Raw genomic sequence first — 17696 nt, 5'->3', positions numbered from 1 at the left:
TTTCAAAATGACTCAATACAAAGTACCGGTTATCGGCGGGGACGGCATCGGTCCCGAAATCGTTCGTGAAGGCAGAAAAGTGATTGACGCGGCCGGAGAAGTTTTCGGATTCGACGTGGACTGGATCGACTATCCGCACGGCGCCGACCACTATTTGGAAACGGGCGAGCTGATTTCCGAAGACACGCTCAAAGAATTGTCCCAATACAAAGCGATTTATTTGGGGGCTCTCGGCGACCCGCGCATGACGCCGGGCATTCTTGAAAAAGGAATTTTGCTCAACATGCGTTTTTACTTTGACGAATACATTAACTTGCGCCCGATCAAACTTTTGGACGGCATCGAATCTCCGATTCGCGGCAAAACCGCCAAAGACATCGACTTTGTTGTTGTCCGCGAAAACACGGAAGACTTTTACATCGGTATCGGCGGCCGCGCCAAAAAGGGCGAGAAAAAAGACCTTCTGGAAGTGAAACGCCAGCTTTATTCCGCAAAATTCGGTCTTGACGTCGAAACCGACAGCGAAGAAATCGCTTACCAAATCGGCATGGTGTCCAAAGAAGGCACCCGCCGTGTGATTGAATATTCTTACGATTTGGCCGCGAAACGCAACAACCACCTGTCATCGGTGGACAAAGCGAACGTTCTGTCCGACATTTACGGTTTCTGGCGGGAAAACTTCACCGAAGTCGGCAAGAATTATCCGGGCGTCGCCACGGATTTCAATTACGTGGACGCCGTCACCATGTGGTTTGTTAAAAACCCGGAATTTTTCGACGTCGTCGTGACCCCGAACATGTTCGGCGACATCATCACCGACCTCGGCGCCATGATTCAGGGCGGCCTCGGCCTTGCGCCGGGCGGCAACATCAACCCGAAAGGCACCAGCATGTTTGAACCGATTCACGGTTCCGCCCCGAAATACAAAGGTATGGACAAAGTCAACCCGTTGGCCACCATTTGGGCCGGCGCGCTCTTGCTCGACACGCTCGGCGAATCCAAAGCTGCTGACGCGATTGTGAACGCGATTGAAAAGAACGTTTCTGCAGGAATTGTGAAAACTTCAGATATGGGCGGCACAAACAAATGTTCCGAAGTCGGAACGGACGTCGCGAAAATTGTCAAAGAAATCGGGAAAAACTAATTCCTGATTCCTTTTTTTATTTCTTTTTGTTTTTTTATTTTTCAGTTTTTTATCTTTCAGTTTTTCGTTTTTGCGGCAGCCAACGCGCGCGTTACAGCAATCATTTTTTGTAAATCGGCAAATATCGGCCCGCTTTTTTTTTCAAATGCGACTGTTGCTGTTTTTATCCATTCGGCTTTTTTTCAAGTTATAATTATATATATTTGATTAACATATATGGTGTAAAATAAAAATGGGCATATATTTAAAAAATAACAAAGTCCATTTTATTTTATTTATTTTAATCAATCCGAGTGTGATAAGATGACAATTCAATCCAAAGATGCGACAAAATTCACCAAAGAGGCGAATGCCGCTATTTTAAAAGAGCTTCCGTTCGATGACAAACAAGATTTTGAAGACGCTCAGCGCGGATTCATTGCAACCGTTCAAGGCGACGGTATTTACAATGACAAAGGCGACCATTTGATTTGGGATTTAAAATCTTATGAGTATCAAAAAATCGGTGCACCCTGCCCGGACACGATCAACCCGAGTCTTTGGCGGCAAGCCCAGCTCAACAACATTCACGGTCTGTTTAAAGTGATGGACCGCGTTCATCAGGCCCGGAATTTGGACATGGGCAACATGACGATTATTGAAGGCGACACAGGTCTCATTGTCATCGACTGCACGACGTCCGATGAAACCGCCAAAGCCTGCATGAAACTTTACCGCGACAACGTCAACAAAAAACCGATCAAGGCCATTGTTATTACACACTCCCACACCGACCACTACGGCGGCATTCGGGGGCTCATCAGCGAAGAAGACGTCAAATCCGGAAAAGTTCAAATTTACGTGCCGGACAATTTCTTATTTGAAGTGGTCAGCGAAAACGCTTATGTCGGAAACATCATGTCCCGGCGTACTTACGACCAATACGGCACCATTTTACCGAAAAATGCGAAAGCACAGGTGGATGACGGCCTCGGAAAAGGAATGGGCAGCGGCGGAACACACTCGATTCTCCCGCCGACATATATTGTTAAAAAAGATGTGGAAGACATTGTTATTGACGGTGTGACATTTGAATTTATGCAAACACCCCACACGGAAGCCCCATCTGAAATGATTATGTACTTCCCGCAATTCAAACTGTTGTTGCCGGGCGAAATTATCACCCACACGTTCCACAATTTGTACACATTGCGCGGCACTGAAGTTCGCGACGCCCGGATGTGGTGGAAATCCGTGGACCGCATGATTGAAACGTATGCCGACAAAACCGAAGTCATCTGCGCCGTTCACCACTGGCCGACCTGGGGAAAAGACCGCTGCCGCGCCTTTTTGGAACTTCAGCGCGATTCTTACAAATATATGCACGACCAGTGTCTCCGCTTAATGAATTTGGGCTACACGTCCTTGGAAGTTGCGGAAATGATGGTTTTGCCGGACGCGCTCGGTAAAAAATGGGCGATGCGCGGCTATTACGGCACATGGAACCATGACGCGAAAGCGGTTTACCAAAAGTATCTCGGCTTCTTCGACATGGTGCCGGCGAACCTGCACCCGCTTCCGCCGGAAGACGCGGCCAAGAAATATGTGGAATTCGGCGGCGGCTCCAAAGCCGTTCTCGCCAAGACCAAAGAAGCGTTTGACAAAGGCGAATACCGCTGGGCGGCCGAAATCGGCAACCGCTTGGTCTTTGCCGAACCGAAAAATGTGGACGCGCTCAACATGCTGGCCGACATTTATGAGCAACTCGGATACCAATGTGAGTGCGGAACATGGCGCTGCGTCTATTTGATGGGCGCGTTGGAGCTGCGTTTGGCGGCAGTGGGCAAGAGCGCCAACCCGACGACCAGCACCATCAACCCGGATTTGACGAACGTAATGGACGATGAAATGTTCTTCGACTTCATGGCGGCACACTTGAACGCGCCCAAAGTCGGGGATGAAACGATTATCATCGACTTTGAGCAAACCGACCGCAAAACAACCTGGGCGCTCCGGATTCAAAACGGCGTGCTGAACTTCCACAAGGACAAGAAGTATCCGAAATTCGACGCGAAAGTGAAGCTTTCCCGCGACGATTTCTCCCACTTGATCTTGGGACTCGACACCGTGGACGGTTTGGTGAAGAAAGGAAACGTGAAAATCGACGGCGACGCCAAGAAAGTTCAGCGGTTCTTCGACGTGATGGACAAGTTCACATTGGACATCAACATCATGACGCCCTGATTTGTTTTAAATAAATTCAACTATGAAAGTCAAGATGATTTGTTTCATCTTGGCGATTTCTTTTTTTGTTTTTCTTTTTTTGAGCTGGCGGCGGCGCGCGCGTTATGGCGACACTTTTCGTTTTATGTTTTCAAAAACCAGTGGTTGGTATTTTGTATTACTTTTGGCGTTTCAGAGCCACTTTTTTGTTTTATTTTTAAAACTTAGAGTTCACTTTTTCATTATCCAAGCAAACCACCCCGCTTAAACAGACGCCTTTGGCGTCTGTTTAAGCGGATATCGCGTATAATTAGGATTGGAATAGTGAACAGTGGGTGCAAATTGGAACAAGTAAACATGTGTATTGTTAGAAACAGTAAGATGCAAATTGGAACAAGTAAACATGTGTATTTTTGGAAACAGTAAGGTGCAAAACGGTACCAAGAAATATGTGTATTTTTGGAAACGGAAGATGCAAATCAGTTCCTGAAAATAAAAATCAGAGGATCGTTTTGCTTGATTTTGAAAAAAAATGATCGCCATAACGCGCGCGCAATGCCGCCGGAAAAAAACAGAAAAGAGAAAAATAAGAAACAAAGAGAAAAATAAGAAAATGAAAAGAAAAGTGAGTTTTACTCTTCCTCACCTTCTTCTTTCTTATAGATCATTGTTCCGACACCGATGTCGGTGAACAGTTCCAACAAAAGCGAGTGCGGCGTGCTTCCATTAATAATGTGAACGCCTTCAACGCCGCTGCGGACGGCCACTTCGGCGCCGCGGATTTTCGGAATCATACCGCCGGTGATGATTTCATCGTCGATCATTTTGTCAATTTCGGAAATTTCGATCTTGGAAATGCGGCTGGTTTTGTCTTTGACGTCGCGCAGAACGCCGGAAATGTCGGTCATCATGATCAGTTTTTTGGCGCCGAGCGCGGCAGCGACGTCGCCGGCAACGGTGTCGGCGTTGATGTTGAGCATATGTCCTTTCTTTTCGGCGGCGACCGGTGAAATGACCGGAATGTAGCCGTTTTCAATCATGATCCGGAGCAGTTTCGGGTTGATGATTTCGGTTTCGCCGACCCAGCCGATGTCAACGTCTTCTTCGTTGCCGTCGACAACGATTTTCTGAGTGCGTTTCTTTTTCGCCTGAATCAGATTGGCGTCAACGCCGTTTAAACCGACGCCTTTTCCGCCGTATTTGTTGATGAGAGACACCATCTTTGTGTTGATGTTGCCGACCAAAACCATGGTGGCAATTTCAAGCGTATCGTCGTCGGTGACGCGCAAACCGCCGATGAATTTCGGCGTTTTGCCCATCTTTTCCATCTTTTCATTGATTTCGGGACCGCCGCCGTGGACAACGATCGTTTTGATGCCGACGAAATGCAAAAGCACAATGTCTTGGACGATTTCGTCCATTAAATTCGCCGCGGCTTCCGGCCCCATCATCGCGTTGCCGCCGACTTTGATCACCATGATTGATTCCGAAAAATCCCGAATGTAAGGAAGGGATTCGATTAAAACGTCTTCAAACTTTAATCCCGTAATTTTGTCCGTCATATTATCCATCTGCTGTGAGTGATTTGATGTAGATCAAGATAAAATAATCAATGAATAAATGAATAAAATCAATGAATAGAGCCATAAATCCAATCAATAAATCATTCAATCAATGAATCATTCAATCAATGAATCATTCAATCAATGAATCATTCAATCAATGAATCATTCAATCAATGAATCATTCAATCAATGAATCATCCAATCAGTAAATAATCCAATGATCATCAATAAATGAAATGATGGGATTCATAAAAATAAAATTATCAAATAATGCCTAGTCCTTTTGTTCTCTTAAAGATTTTGATAAAACAGGAATTAATAAAAATACAAAAATGTTAGAATATAGAAATATTAAAATATTTCAAAAGTTGGGAAGGGATTAAAAAAAGCAAAAGTGATTGCTCACTTTTGCTGAGAGATAACAACAATGAAAATAAATTTCATTCAAGCTTAAATCTCGTCGAGTTTAATGATTTCGACTTTTTTAACGAACGGCTTGTTGATTTTTGCCGGCATCCAGGACGGTCTGTTCTTCGGAGCGTCAACAAGTTCTTTCCAGGCCTTGAAGACGTGGACTTTCTTGGTTCCTCTCTCGCGGAGCATGATTGTTTCCGGTTTCTTTTTGTTGCCGTTGCCGCGGTTTGCAACTTTCAAAGCTGCTTGTCTGGGTTGTTTACCGGTAAAGACACCGGATTCGGTACCATCTTTTTCTCTTAAAACAAAGTTTCTTGTTTCTGCCATCTTAATCACCTTTGCAATAATATTGAATATATTGCTAGTGAGTGAATTGGCAGTTCTTATATATATAGTTTATCTATATATTGACTCTTTTAACGCCGTTTTAACGATTTTTTTATTTTTTTTCAGGCAGAGGCTAATTTTATACATGAATGTGAATATTTTTCAATTTCCACCGAAAAAATAAGTCAATTGACAACGATTTTTGAAAAACATATCTTTAGCGAAATCATATTATTTTTGAATACTATCGTAACCCTCCCCAAAATCTCATTTTTAAAAAGAAGAACGAGAGGATGAACTATATAGATTTTAAAAATATCTGAAAATTGCCCAAAAGAACCCAAAGGACGGACAAAAGTTTTGCAAATCAGATAATTATCATAAATAAAAAGATCAAGAAACAAAAAATAGACGAATAAACGAATAAATGAATAAACGAATTTCATTTGAGAACAAGCTTTTATATCCGCAGAAAATATTGGCTACTCGAATAATATTTTCATTTATAATTAGAAAGTAAATAAATAATTTGCAACGCGTTTTGCGCAGCGATGTGTCAAAATGCGTTTCATTTTTTAAAAACAATAGAGGTAAACACTAAATGAAGGCATGCCCGATTCTTCCGGACGTTCAGGCCAATAAACCCAACGTTCCGATTAATTTGACACGTGTCGGTGTGACCGACGTTAAAAAACTGGTTGAAATCAAGCGGGACAACAAGCGGCCGATTATCTTAACATCGTCCTTCGACATTTTCGTCGACCTCCCGTCCGACCGCAAAGGCGCCAACCTGTCCCGTAATTTTGAAGCGGTCGACGAAACGCTCAACAACATTTTCCATTTGCCCGTTTATGAAGTTGAAGATTTGTGCGGCGACATCGCCGAAAATTTGATTGGACGGCATGAATACGCCTCGCGCGCAGAAGTGCGCATGCGCAGCGAATACGTTCTCAAGAGAAAATCGCCGGCAACCGAAATCGAATGCCAGCAATTCGTGGATATTTTCGCCGACGCCGTGGCCGAACGAACGGAAAACGACGGCTGCGTCCGCGTCCAAAAAACAATCGGCGCGGAAGTCATGGGCATGACCGCTTGTCCGTGCGCGCAATCCATGATGCAGGAAGAAGCGGAGCAGCAGCTCCAAAAATTGGGCGTTGAGCCGGAAAAGATTGCCGCCTTTTTGCAGGCAGTGCCGATGGCGACGCACAACCAGCGCGGCCGCGGCATTATTTCGATTCAAACCACCGACACCAAAGGCGTGAGTTTGGATCAAATCATCAAAATTATCGAAGAATCGATGAGCTCCAACGTCTTTGAAGTCCTCAAACGCGCGGACGAAAAAGTTGTCGTCGAGCGCGCGCACAAAAACCCGAAATTCGTGGAAGACTGCGTCCGGACGATGGCGAAAAAAGTCGTGGAAACGTTCCCCGATTTGTCGGACGATTCGCTGGTCACGATTAAGCAAATCAACGAGGAAAGCATTCACAAACACAATGCGTTTGCCGAAAGAATCGCCCGCATCGGCGACATCCGGGATGAAATCGCACACGGATGAGTTTTGCGAATAATATAAATCATTCAAAAGCGTAGGAAAAAGCATGACAACTTCGGACAAAAACAAAGAAGAAAACGGTCAGGACCTTCAAGTCTTGGACGTCCGCGGCGTTCCGATGAAAGTCGGCGACTTTGTCAAATACATCAACACAGGAACCGTCGGCTATATTTTGGAAATTATGGAAGACGACGAAGGTGTTTGGGCTTATTTGGACTCGACCGAACTTTATTACAAAATCGGTTTTTTGGAAATCACGCCCGAAATCAAAAAGGCGGCTGACAAAAGAAAAGATTTGGAAGACGAAATCCAAGAAAAGATCCGCATGCGTGAAGAAGTTGCGGGATCCGCCAGTACTGAAAATGTTGAAATGGGCGGCGCCGGTTAAATTAAAACCGTCTGCCGTTTTTTATTTTATTTAATTTTTTGATGGATTTTTTAAATTCGGCATTTTTCATGTCCTCTATTTTGATTTGTAGAAATATTTGTTAAATATTATCGGACGCCGCATCATTGATCACTATGCAACTTGCCGTCATCGTTCTTTTCTTTGTTTTCATTTTGATTGCGGTCCGCCGGATCGGCAGTTTCCGTCTCCCGATTTGGGGCATTATGACCGCCGGTGCGGTTGCTGTCCTTCTGCTGGGTCAAATTTCAATCCCGGACGCCTTTTCCGCCATTCAATGGGAAACGATTCTGTTTCTGTTCGGCATGTTCGTCGTCGGCGCCGCGATCGATCTGTCCGGGCTTTTACGTTCCTACGCCGATTCGCTTTTTGCCGGTATTCGTTCTCAAAAGAAAATGCTCTTCTGGTTTATTTTTGCCGCCGGATTCTTTTCCGCGATTCTGATGAACGACACCGTTGCCATTATCGGAACGCCGTTTGCGCTGTGGTGCGCCAAAAAATATAACGTCCCGGCCAAAACCATGCTGTTTGCGCTGGCGGCCGCCGTAACGACCGGAAGTACTGCGTCGCCCATCGGCAATCCGCAAAATTTGCTGATCGCGTCAAGCGGTCTTCATGAACCGTTTTTGCTGTTTCTATATTATTTGTTCATTCCGACCGTGATCGGTTTATTGATGGTTTATTTCCTTTTGGCTTGGTCGCTGAAATTCAACAAAACGGTTTGTGAGAATCCGATTTTGGATGAAACCGGCGCAGTTGTCGGTTGTGAAATTCCGGAAGAACCAAAGGCTGCACCCGGATTTTTGTTGCTGACAAAACTGTCAGTTGTTGTGGTTTTTGTGATGATCGCGCTTTTAATTATGGCATCCGTTGCCGGCTATGAATTTTCACTTCTGTTCATTGCGCTTTTCGGCGCGCTTCCTCTCCTTATTTTTTCAAACCGCCGTGTCGAGTTGCTTCAAAAAGTCGATTGGACAACACTTCTGTTTTTCGTGTCCATGTTCATCTTGATGAAATCGGTTTATGATACCGGTTTTTTCCAAAATCTTTTGCCGGCCGGATTTGAGGCGTCAGTTCCGGCTCTGTATTTGATCAGTATCGTGATCAGTCAATTCATTTCCAATGTTCCGTACGTGACATTCGTGTTGCCTGTTTTGGAAAATGCGGCCGCGCCGGTTGTCAGCTACATGACGCTTGCAGCCGGAAGCACATTGGCCGGGAACTTGTCTGTTTTCGGCGCCGCCAGTACGATTATCATTATTCAAAATGCGGAAAAACAGAAGGAAACGCTGACATTTTTGGATTTCCTGAGATTCGGAATTCCGTTAACGATTGCGCAAACGGTTTTATTTATCGGCTGGCTGATGCTGTTATCATAACAACTTTAAATTCAGGGTTCAGAGTGCATCCGCTGTTTTTAGTATTGAGTTGCACCGACTGTTTCTGAAAATACACCTATTTCCGAATCCAATTCACCAACCGTTTCTGAAAATACACCTATTTCCGAATCCAATTCACCAACCGTTTCTGAAAATACACCTATTTCCTAATCCAATTTGCCAGCCGTTTCTGAAAATACAGGTATTTTCTGATCCGATTTGCACCTGCAGTTGCTATTCCCAATCCCAATTCATCAGATTCCGATTAAATCAGACGCAATTGCGTCTGATTTAATCGGGAGGGTTTGCTTGAAATATACAAAAAACAACCATCGAGTTTTAAAAAATCAAAAAGAAAAAGTGTCGCTATAACGCGCGCGACGCCGCTCACCGCAAATCAAACTTGCTGGAACCTTTTGCGTTCCGCCATAATACAGCCGCCGCCTTTGTTTCCGCCGAGCGGATTTTTCGGACAGCCCAGAGAATTCATGCACCGCGCCATCACGGCCGCGCCGCGCGCCAGCCCGTCTTCGGCAAATAAAATTCTTTTTTCGGGAGATTGGATCATGCGGCTCACTTTTTGAAGAATCAGATCCGGCTTTTTACCGGTCGTTCCGGCGCGTCCCGTAATGCCGATCGTCGCACCGTCAAAGAGAAGTCCCGCGTCGATGACGCATTTTACCAAATCCACAGCGATGTCCGACATGACTTCGTCCATCAAATCCGAAACCGCCGAAAATCCATAGTTTTCATAGACCGAATAACCGATATCGGAAAGCGCGGACAGGTCGGATCCATTTTCGCCGACGTCGCAGCCGATGAGCGTAAAACCGCTTTTTTTGGCAGCCGCCGGGTTCACCAAGAAAGGACCAAACTGCGTCCGGTTTTCAGGAACTTCCATGACATTAATCAAAGAGCGAATTTCATTTTGCGCAGACTTGATGCCGCGGCGTTCAGGCGATGATAAAAAAGGAACAGACGATAAAAATGATCGAGACAAAAAAGAAGAAGGCTTTGAAGACGGCGCGGATGCCGCAGGCGACGCGGACGAAACCGGTTGTTGGTTTTCATCCATTCCGAAAAGCTCAAACGCGCTTTGTTTTTCCGCGTCGATTTTTTGAATCAGGTAATCAGAAACGGCGCCGGCATAGCCGCAAAAGTTGCCGTGCGTTTTGGCGTACGGCTTTTCATTGCCGATAATCCGGCCGGACAGCGTGGTTCCCATGTCGATCGCCAGACACGGATTTCTAAAATCAATACTGGTATGCTTACCGGCTTCTTTGAGGCCAGCGGCGGCCAGCTCGCCTTCCATTTCATTGGAAATGATATTTTCGGCAAAACATTTCGGCGGCAAAACGCCGGCAACGGCGCCGTCGAAGTAAACGCGGTCCAAAAGCGAATACGCTTGAAGCTTTTCCGGCATTTTGTTCAAACTCAAATAACCGGTCATTTTGCGGGGCGTGAAACCGGCCATTAAACAGCCGTCCGCCAAGGCTTGAACAACTGTTCCCATGTAATCCGGAACCAAATCAACTTGAACGGCGGCCGCATGGTTGGCGGCGCCGTTTGTCACACCGGTCGAACGGACCACAAAATGAACGTCGTCCACCGTCATTCTGTTTTCAAAAAGCGTGCTGAAAACCGTGTCCCGAACCAATTCCGCCAGCGATTGCCGGGTCAGGCGGACGCCGGAAATAGTTTCACCGAAAACGATTTCATCCGGATTCGGCGGGCGGGCGTCGCGCGTGAGGCAAACGTATTTCCCGATTAGGTCAGTCTTTCCCGTTTTCAAATCCGCCGCCGTCAAAATGCATTTGGTCGTCGTGTTGCCGACTTCAACGGACGCGACGACGAAAGAAGAATCTGACGGCGTGAATTTTTGACCGAGATACCGGCTGTAAATCATTTCGGGCGTTGACATTTGACTCAGTTTTGATTTTAATAGGGATAGAAAGAACGGAAAGAATGAAAAGAATGAAAATAATGAATAAGGAATTAACTCAACTATGTAAAAGCCTCTGTTCATTTAATTTTATCTCAAACAAAAGATGAAATAAATCAATATATTTTTCAAAAAAATATTTAACAAATTCTAATGTGACGGATTTCCGTAACATTGAAAACAGAAGCGAAAGAATGAATGCTTAATCATTCAAATTTTAATTCCATCGAATTCGATGAAATTAAAAACAAATCATCATTGATTTATTGATTTTCAGTTTTACTTATTTCTTGTTTTTTGTTTTGATCTTTTTGCTTTTCAATTTTCATTTTATTTTGTTTTTGCTTTTTTGAATTATGTGTTTTAGTTATATTTTATGTGAACAATTATTACAAATCAGACATTTTCTATTTTTTGCCGAATTCAAAAGTTGATCTTTTTGTCAGGGTCTTGAATTGACTTTTATTCAAACTTAAAAAATTTAACATAAAACCGATTCGATTAATAATCATGACAGACTTTTATGCAGATAGATAATGTTTTATTGGATAACTGTTACACTTAAAATTAGTATTATTTAAAACAACCAAAACCCGAATTCGCCTGTTTTAACCGGCGTTCAGGGGGAATTGTATGATTCAAAAAGATGAGACGAAAACTTTAGCATGGAGCGCTCGAATTGCCGTCAAAGATGGGGAAATTCCCGAATTTTGCGACAAACTCAATCAAAAGATGGATTCTTATGCCATCCTCAGCGGCGCCCCGACCGACGGCGTCAAAATGACCGTCAACCCCTCGAAGATGAACACCATCGTTCGAAAAGATGTCGTGGTTCCATCCATGAGCGTTGAAGAAGCGCTGAAAAACGCACCCGACACCTATGAAACGTCTTTTAAAATCCCGAAAATTCTTTAAAAATAAAAAATAAAAGACTCAAAATAAAAAGAGGAATAAAATGGTCAAAGATATCTCGGAATTTAAAAAATCGGCCGCAAGCAGTCGTGAAAAAACAATTGCTTCCAGCCTTGATCAAATCAAAAAAGACGACTTAAACATAATCATTACAGTTTCAGATGCGGCCGTTGCGGCCTCCAAAGGCGAATGCCAATGCGGCTGCGGGAAAGACAGCACCCTTTGCTGTGTCCCGTATATTGTTTCTGATAATTTTTCAACCAAAGGCATTGAAACCACGTGCGCTTCTCAAATTATGAAAGGCTACGTCCCGCCGTTTGAGGGATTCGCCATCGACCGCATGACGGAAGCCGGCGCGGTCCTGCTCGGCAAAGCCAACATGATGGAATTCGGTATCCTCGGCGCGGGGAGCGCTTACGGACCGATGAAAAACCCGTGGGACAAAACCAAAAAAGCCGGTCCGTCCGGCGGCTGTACGGCCGCTGTCAGTGCGGGCGAGGTGCCGGTCGCGCTGTCCTCCGACGCCGGCGGCATTTTGCGCGTCTCCGCGTCCTACTGCGGCGTTTACGGATTCCGTCCGAGTTACGGCGCCGTTTCCCGGTTTGGTTTGATTTACTGCAGCGGATCCATGGACCAAATCGGCGTGGCGGCAACAACGGTGGCCGACGTCGCCGCAGTGATGGAAACCATCTCCGGACACGACAACCGGGACACGACGTCCCTGCCGGAAAAAATGTGCTACAAGATCAACTTTGAAGCCAAAGAAAAACCGCTGGAAGGCGTCAAAATCGGCGTTCCGGAAGAATATTTGGAAAATGTCAATCCGGACGTTTTGAAAGCTTTCAACGAAGCGCTTTCCGTCTTTGAAAAACTCGGCGCTAAAGTCAGCAAATGCACGTTGCCGAGCACCAAATATTCCATGGCGGCGCACGACGTCATCTTTGCGGGCGAAAGTTCCGCCATGTTGGCCAAATTCGACGGCACCCGGTTCGGACCGCGCGTCGCGGCCGACAACTGGCACGACATGATTGCCAAAACCCGCGGCTTGTTCGGCCCGGTCGTTCAACGCAGAATCATGCTCGGCGTTCACTTGCTGACCGTCGGTCAATATCAGGATTATTATGTGAAAGCTCTCAAAACCAGAACCGTCATCGTTTCAGAACTTGAAAAAGCGTTGAACGAATACGACTTTTTGGTCTGCCCGACAACCCCGAATACGGCGCCGCCGATGGGAGAAGCTTGCAGCGCCGGTTGCGCCGGCGAAATGAGCGCCTTTTCACCCGCGATTGCCGGCGTTGATTTGGCCGGTCTGCCCGCCATCTCCATCCCGTGCGGATTTGCCGGCAAAATGCCGGTCGGAATGCAGCTCATCGGCAGCAGCTTCAAAGACGCCGACGTGCTCAAAGCGGCCGAAGCGTTTGAAAAACAAACAGATTATGTCAAAAACCCGGAAGTGATCTAAATGGTTTACGAAAACCCGGACCAAGTGATGATCGGACTTGAAGTCCACGTCCAGCTCAACAAAGCCAACACCAAAATGTTCTGCGGCTGTACCACCAATTATACGGATGAAGAAGCCAACACCTGCCTGTGCGCCGGCTGTTTGGCCCTGCCCGGAACAACGCCGGTTCTGAACGAAAAATCCATCGAGTACGCCATCAAAATCGGACTCGCGCTCAATGCGGAAATTTCCGAAGAAACGGACTTTTACATGAAGAATTATTTCTACCCGGACCTCGGAAATGGCTACCAGGTGACCCAGTTTGACAAACCGATCGTCAAAGACGGACATGTGGTCATCGAAGGCGAAGACGGCGAATTAACCGTCCGCATCCGCCGCGCCCACATGGAAGACGACCCCGGCAAAATGGCGCACTTCGGAACGATTGAAAAGTCCACCGGCAGTATCATCGACTTTAACCGCTCAGGCATGCCCTTGGTGGAGATTGTGACCGAGCCGGACATGAGAACCGCCAAAGAAGCCCGCCGGTTCCTCGACAAGCTCAGAAGCATCCTGGAATACTTGGACGTCTTTGACGGCTCCCGTGAAGGCGCCATGAAAGCCGACGCCAACGTTTCCGTTTACCACGGCACCCGTGTGGAAGTGAAAAACATTTCTTCGCACAAATCCGTTGAAAAGGCGATCAACTACGAGATTATGCGCCAAAAAGACGCCGTCCGCAAGGGCAAAACGTTGGTTCAGGAAACCCGCCACTACGACGAGGCCCGCAACGTGACGATCAGCCTCCGTGTCAAAGAAACGGCCGACGACTACCGCTATTTCCCGGATTTCGACTTGGTGCCGATGTATGTCGGCGACAAAGTGGAAGGCATCCGCGCGAAAATGCCGGAGCTGCCGGACGCCAAACGCGAACGGTTTGTGGCGCAATACGGTATTTCCGACGCCCACGCCAAAGGTTTGACTTCAGAAAAAGCATTTGCCGACCTCTTTGAGCGCGTCGCTCAAAAAGTAGACCCGAAAGTCGCCGCATCCTGGGTGGCCGACGTTGTAAAAGGCGAACTCAACTACCGCGACATGCCGGTGACCGCTTGCGACGCCGACGACGTCGTCTGCGTGATTGACATGGTGTGCTGCAAAAAGATCAGCGACGAAAGCGGTGTGACCGTCATTCGCGCCCTTTTGGACGAAGGCAAAAAACCGGATCAAATTGTTGCCGAAAAAGGCCTGTCGATGGTCGGCGACGATTTCTTGGTCAAAGCCGCACAAGAAGCCATTGCAGAAAGTCCGGACGCCGTCGCCGATTACAGAGCCGGCACGGAAAAAGCGCTCAACTTCATCGTCGGAAAAGTCATGCAAAAAGCCAAAGGAAAAGCCGACGCACGGCAAGCCCGTGAAATGGTTTTGAAAGAATTGGAAAAATAAAGAATCCGTCTTTATTTTCCATTTATTTTTTTTGCTCTTTTTTTATTTTCCTCTTTGCTTCTGCTTTTTTCTTTCCGGCGGCATTACGCGCGCGTTATCGCCATCATTTTTTATAATTCTGAAACTGCACCTCTGATTTTTGATTCCGATTTGTGTCCTCTGTTTTCAACAAGCTTGAAAGAATGAAAACAGAGCCGGAAACAAAAGAAAAATTATAAAAAGGCAGACCCGGTTCCAAAAAATGATACAAAAATGAACGCGATAACGCGCGCGCAGCCACTCGCCGAGAGAAAATAGAAAAGTTAGAGACCGGTGTTTTCACCGGTCTTGGGTTGAGTATAGATTCTTCGTTTTTTCGTTTTTATTATTTTGATTTCATCCGAAAATGGTCTGATGGAAGTTCACTTCCGGGTTGAAAACAAAATTCTGAAATTCAGCACTGCTGTTGATATTTTTGCTGCTGTCGATCCGGCTTTGTCCGGTTTTACAGGATTATAAAACCGGACAGAAGCGGCGTATAAGAATGAATTTATAAATTTTGATCGGACGATTCTTTACGGTTGAATCGGGTTCACAAATTCAAGTTTGATTCAAAAACACTCCCGGTCGTTTAAACCAAGACCAAGAATTTGATTCGGACGGAATATTTGTTTTCTTTGACGGACAGCGCAATTCTGAAATGAACCCGCCGGCGAACGATTTTTATAACTGACATAGTCATCCGTTTTGGTTTTTTGAAAGAATTTTGAATTTTAAAATAAACCGGGAAGGAGAAAGGGTGTTGTTTTGATGAGAAACCGAAAACATTTATGTTAACCGGAATGGATTGGAAATGCACAAATCTATTCTTCAACACGTTTCGAAAACAGAAGCGATTTCATTCAACCCACACATCGCTTGTAACGGCTCACCCCTTCAATATTTTAATATCAAAAGCCGAGCGATATTAGATAAATTATATAGAATGATGAATACATAGCATTTCTATATAAACATTTCATATTAATATCACATATATGTTTATCAAAAACAAAAGGAGAGATGTGTAGCAAAAACGATAATATTTTAAAAAAATATCAATAGAATATATGAGTGCGACAAAGCGCAGGAAAACCTCCATTTCTTTGACGGTGAACCAAAAATTTCTGAACAAGATGAACCAGCTCATCAAAACCAGCGAGTTTTCATCTATTTCAGATATCGTCAACGTTTCCGTGTCGATGTTTATCGGCAAACTTTCCGTTTACGAAAATGATCCCAATTTCAGTTGCGCGAAATTGGCGGAACTTTACCAAGACGATAACTCCCCGCGCGAGAAAATATCGGTATCCTACAGTGAATTTTTGGATAAAGAGTTGGAAGAGCTGTGCTTGGTGACTCAAAAAAATAAATCTTATGTCGTCCGAATCGCATTGGACAGTTTTTTAGATTATTACAGCAATTCGGATAAGAAGATCGTTCTCAATGGGGAGACAAACTTTTCAATGACAAAAGAAGACTTAAAACGGATTGTCAAAAGTATCATGGACGACATCAAAAAAGAAAATTCATGAGTCGAATTTATTTTTCGTTCATATTTTGTTTTTGATTCTGTTTTTCGTCGTATTTTGTTGAGATAATATGAATTTTCGATGCAAAATTCATGTTGAAAAATTATATTTCAACACGCGCGCCTATTTTTTTCATATCCTCGAAAAAAGACGGATAAGAAATCCGAATCGATTCCGCCGTATCAATCACCGTGTTGCCGGCAATCATTCCGGCGACGAAAAGCGACATCACAATCCGGTGATCGTCCCATCCGTGAACGGCCGCCCCTTTGATTCGGCTGTTTTGCCCGGAAATAATTAATCCGTCCTTGGTTTCAATAATATCCGCGCCCATTTTCGATAGCTCTGCCGCCATTGCCGCCAAGCGGTCCGTTTCTTTAAACCGAACATGTTCCGCGTTTTGGATGAGCATCATGCCGTCGGAAAACGCACCCAAAACCGCAAGCGTCGGAACCAAATCAGGGGTTTTCCCGGCGTCGACGACAATACCGGTCAATTTTTTTCCGGAATGGACAACGCGGACAACACCTTTTTCCTTGTCCCAAACAATATCGGCGCCCATTTCTTTTAAAATATCAATAATCGCGCTGTCGCCCTGCGCCGACGGGAAAATATTCTTGACCGACACATCCGATCCCGGAATGAGCGCCGCCGCCGCCAAAACGTAAGAAACGGAGGAAAAGTCGCCGGGAACCGTATAATCGCCCAAATCATAATGCTGATTACCGGCGATGCGGTATGAAATATTCCCATTTGCGCCGCCCTGTTCAATGATTTGAACGCCGGCCTTTTGGGCAACATCCACCGTGATGTCGACATACGGTTTTGATTTGAGTTCTCCATCGATCAAAAGTTCGGTCGGACCGTCAAGAAGCGGGCATGTGAGCAGAAGCGCCGAAACAAATTGAGAACTGACGCCGCCGTCGATCGAATATTTGCCGGGTTTCATTTTGCCGCGGACAATGAGAGGCGCGCAACCGTTGTCATTTTTAGAATAAGCTGCTGCGCCCATTTTTTGAAGCGTGGACAACAAAGGAACATTCGGCCGTTTTTGAATCGACGCGTCGCCGGTCAATTCGATTTCACCATCGCAAAGCGCCGACAGCGCCGTCATAAAACGCAATGTTGTTCCGGAATTGCCGATATCGACGACCTCGTCCGGCGTTTTCGGATGATTTCCGAACCCGGAAACGCAAATCGTGTCCGGCGTTTCGTCAAAGCGCGCCCCGAAAAGCCGGCAGGCGTTCATCGTCGAGCGCGTGTCGTCCGAAATCAAACAATTGGACAGCTGCGCTTTTCGAGTTCCCAGAGCCGACACAAAAACCGCCCGGTGCGTATAACTTTTAGAAGCGGGCGCATTGACTTCGCCCGATAAAACAGATTTTTGAACGGAAACAATCATGTTTTCCGTAAAACCCT

Annotated in this window: 14 protein-coding genes; 10 read left to right on the top strand and 4 right to left on the bottom strand. The window is 45.7% G+C overall.

The annotated features are described in order from the left end of the window. Positions 1 to 7 precede the first annotated feature (7 nt). From MsAg5_RS03510 to MsAg5_RS03500, 3 genes are all read left to right on the top strand, one after another. Positions 8 to 1144 carry an isocitrate/isopropylmalate dehydrogenase family protein gene (locus tag MsAg5_RS03510; RefSeq protein ID WP_338099239.1) on the top strand — a complete coding sequence of 379 codons (1137 nt, stop codon included), beginning with the start codon at positions 8 to 10 and terminating at the stop codon, positions 1142 to 1144. 303 nt (positions 1145 to 1447) lie between these two features. Beyond that, positions 1448 to 3367, top strand: a complete 1920-nt coding sequence (locus MsAg5_RS03505) for an alkyl/aryl-sulfatase (RefSeq protein ID WP_338099238.1) — start codon at positions 1448 to 1450, stop codon at positions 3365 to 3367. Between the two features lie 438 nt (positions 3368 to 3805). Further along, on the top strand, positions 3806 to 3955 hold the full coding sequence (locus tag MsAg5_RS03500; protein ID WP_338099237.1) for a hypothetical protein: 150 nt from the start codon (positions 3806 to 3808) through the stop codon (positions 3953 to 3955). A 23-nt stretch (positions 3956 to 3978) separates the two neighbouring features. Here the strand turns inward: MsAg5_RS03500 and argB are convergent, their stop codons facing one another. Then, positions 3979 to 4908 carry an acetylglutamate kinase gene (gene argB / locus MsAg5_RS03495; protein ID WP_338099236.1) on the bottom strand — a complete coding sequence of 310 codons (930 nt, stop codon included), beginning with the start codon at positions 4906 to 4908 and terminating at the stop codon, positions 3979 to 3981. Positions 4909 to 5361: 453 nt separating this feature from the next. Next, the gene (locus MsAg5_RS03490) at positions 5362 to 5652 is read right to left on the bottom strand and encodes a non-histone chromosomal MC1 family protein (RefSeq protein ID WP_338099235.1); all 291 of its coding nucleotides are present in this window, start codon (positions 5650 to 5652) and stop codon (positions 5362 to 5364) included. A gap of 601 nt (positions 5653 to 6253) precedes the next feature. Between MsAg5_RS03490 and mptA the strand changes: the two genes are divergently transcribed. The 3 genes from mptA (at position 6254) to MsAg5_RS03475 (ending at position 8989) form a co-directional block, all read left to right on the top strand. After that, on the top strand, positions 6254 to 7207 hold the full coding sequence (mptA, locus tag MsAg5_RS03485; RefSeq protein WP_338099234.1) for a GTP cyclohydrolase MptA: 954 nt from the start codon (positions 6254 to 6256) through the stop codon (positions 7205 to 7207). Between the two features lie 43 nt (positions 7208 to 7250). After that, positions 7251 to 7592 carry a DUF2098 domain-containing protein gene (locus tag MsAg5_RS03480; protein ID WP_338099233.1) on the top strand — a complete coding sequence of 114 codons (342 nt, stop codon included), beginning with the start codon at positions 7251 to 7253 and terminating at the stop codon, positions 7590 to 7592. 134 nt (positions 7593 to 7726) lie between these two features. Continuing rightward, entirely contained in the window at positions 7727 to 8989 is a 1263-nt protein-coding gene (locus tag MsAg5_RS03475) for an ArsB/NhaD family transporter (RefSeq protein ID WP_338099232.1), read from the top strand. Between the two features lie 397 nt (positions 8990 to 9386). On the opposite strand, the gene MsAg5_RS03470 is transcribed toward MsAg5_RS03475, so the two are convergent. Further along, a complete protein-coding gene (locus MsAg5_RS03470) occupies positions 9387 to 10910 on the bottom strand; it encodes a methanogenesis marker 14 protein (RefSeq protein WP_338099231.1) in 1524 nt (507 codons plus the stop codon). Positions 10911 to 11564: 654 nt separating this feature from the next. Here MsAg5_RS03470 and gatC point away from each other — a divergent pair. From gatC to MsAg5_RS03450, 4 genes are all read left to right on the top strand, one after another. Next, on the top strand, positions 11565 to 11846 hold the full coding sequence (gatC, locus tag MsAg5_RS03465) for an Asp-tRNA(Asn)/Glu-tRNA(Gln) amidotransferase subunit GatC (RefSeq protein WP_338099230.1): 282 nt from the start codon (positions 11565 to 11567) through the stop codon (positions 11844 to 11846). A 40-nt stretch (positions 11847 to 11886) separates the two neighbouring features. Then, positions 11887 to 13305: an amidase family protein gene (locus MsAg5_RS03460; protein ID WP_338099229.1), complete on the top strand. Its 1419-nt coding sequence runs from the start codon at positions 11887 to 11889 to the stop codon at positions 13303 to 13305. Continuing rightward, positions 13306 to 14727: an Asp-tRNA(Asn)/Glu-tRNA(Gln) amidotransferase subunit GatB gene (gene gatB, locus MsAg5_RS03455; protein WP_338099228.1), complete on the top strand. Its 1422-nt coding sequence runs from the start codon at positions 13306 to 13308 to the stop codon at positions 14725 to 14727. A gap of 1088 nt (positions 14728 to 15815) precedes the next feature. After that, on the top strand, positions 15816 to 16280 hold the full coding sequence (locus MsAg5_RS03450; protein ID WP_338099227.1) for a hypothetical protein: 465 nt from the start codon (positions 15816 to 15818) through the stop codon (positions 16278 to 16280). 100 nt (positions 16281 to 16380) lie between these two features. Here the strand turns inward: MsAg5_RS03450 and aroA are convergent, their stop codons facing one another. Further along, the gene (gene aroA / locus MsAg5_RS03445; RefSeq protein ID WP_338099226.1) at positions 16381 to 17679 is read right to left on the bottom strand and encodes a 3-phosphoshikimate 1-carboxyvinyltransferase; all 1299 of its coding nucleotides are present in this window, start codon (positions 17677 to 17679) and stop codon (positions 16381 to 16383) included. Positions 17680 to 17696 lie beyond the last annotated feature (17 nt).

The organism is Methanolapillus africanus, from assembly GCF_032714475.1.
GTDB classification, from domain to species: Archaea; Halobacteriota; Methanosarcinia; order Methanosarcinales; family Methanosarcinaceae; genus Methanolapillus; species Methanolapillus africanus.
The sequence above is the reverse complement of the archived record's forward strand: the minus strand, read 5'-3'. Positions and strand labels throughout refer to the sequence as shown.

Excerpts from the sequence above, each read along its gene's own strand:
- MsAg5_RS03505 (WP_338099238.1), top strand. The coding sequence starts at position 1,448 with ATGACAATTCAATCCAAAGATGCGACAAAATTCACCAAAGAGGCGAAT.
- mptA (WP_338099234.1), top strand. The coding sequence starts at position 6,254 with ATGAAGGCATGCCCGATTCTTCCGGACGTTCAGGCCAATAAACCCAAC.
- MsAg5_RS03490 (WP_338099235.1), bottom strand. The coding sequence starts at position 5,652 with ATGGCAGAAACAAGAAACTTTGTTTTAAGAGAAAAAGATGGTACCGAA.
- argB (WP_338099236.1), bottom strand. The coding sequence starts at position 4,908 with ATGACGGACAAAATTACGGGATTAAAGTTTGAAGACGTTTTAATCGAA.
- MsAg5_RS03475 (WP_338099232.1), top strand. The coding sequence starts at position 7,727 with ATGCAACTTGCCGTCATCGTTCTTTTCTTTGTTTTCATTTTGATTGCG.
- MsAg5_RS03460 (WP_338099229.1), top strand. The coding sequence starts at position 11,887 with ATGGTCAAAGATATCTCGGAATTTAAAAAATCGGCCGCAAGCAGTCGT.
- gatB (WP_338099228.1), top strand. The coding sequence starts at position 13,306 with ATGGTTTACGAAAACCCGGACCAAGTGATGATCGGACTTGAAGTCCAC.
- MsAg5_RS03480 (WP_338099233.1), top strand. The coding sequence starts at position 7,251 with ATGACAACTTCGGACAAAAACAAAGAAGAAAACGGTCAGGACCTTCAA.
- MsAg5_RS03510 (WP_338099239.1), top strand. The coding sequence starts at position 8 with ATGACTCAATACAAAGTACCGGTTATCGGCGGGGACGGCATCGGTCCC.
- MsAg5_RS03450 (WP_338099227.1), top strand. The coding sequence starts at position 15,816 with ATGAGTGCGACAAAGCGCAGGAAAACCTCCATTTCTTTGACGGTGAAC.
- MsAg5_RS03470 (WP_338099231.1), bottom strand. The coding sequence starts at position 10,910 with ATGTCAACGCCCGAAATGATTTACAGCCGGTATCTCGGTCAAAAATTC.
- gatC (WP_338099230.1), top strand. The coding sequence starts at position 11,565 with ATGATTCAAAAAGATGAGACGAAAACTTTAGCATGGAGCGCTCGAATT.
- aroA (WP_338099226.1), bottom strand. The coding sequence starts at position 17,679 with ATGATTGTTTCCGTTCAAAAATCTGTTTTATCGGGCGAAGTCAATGCG.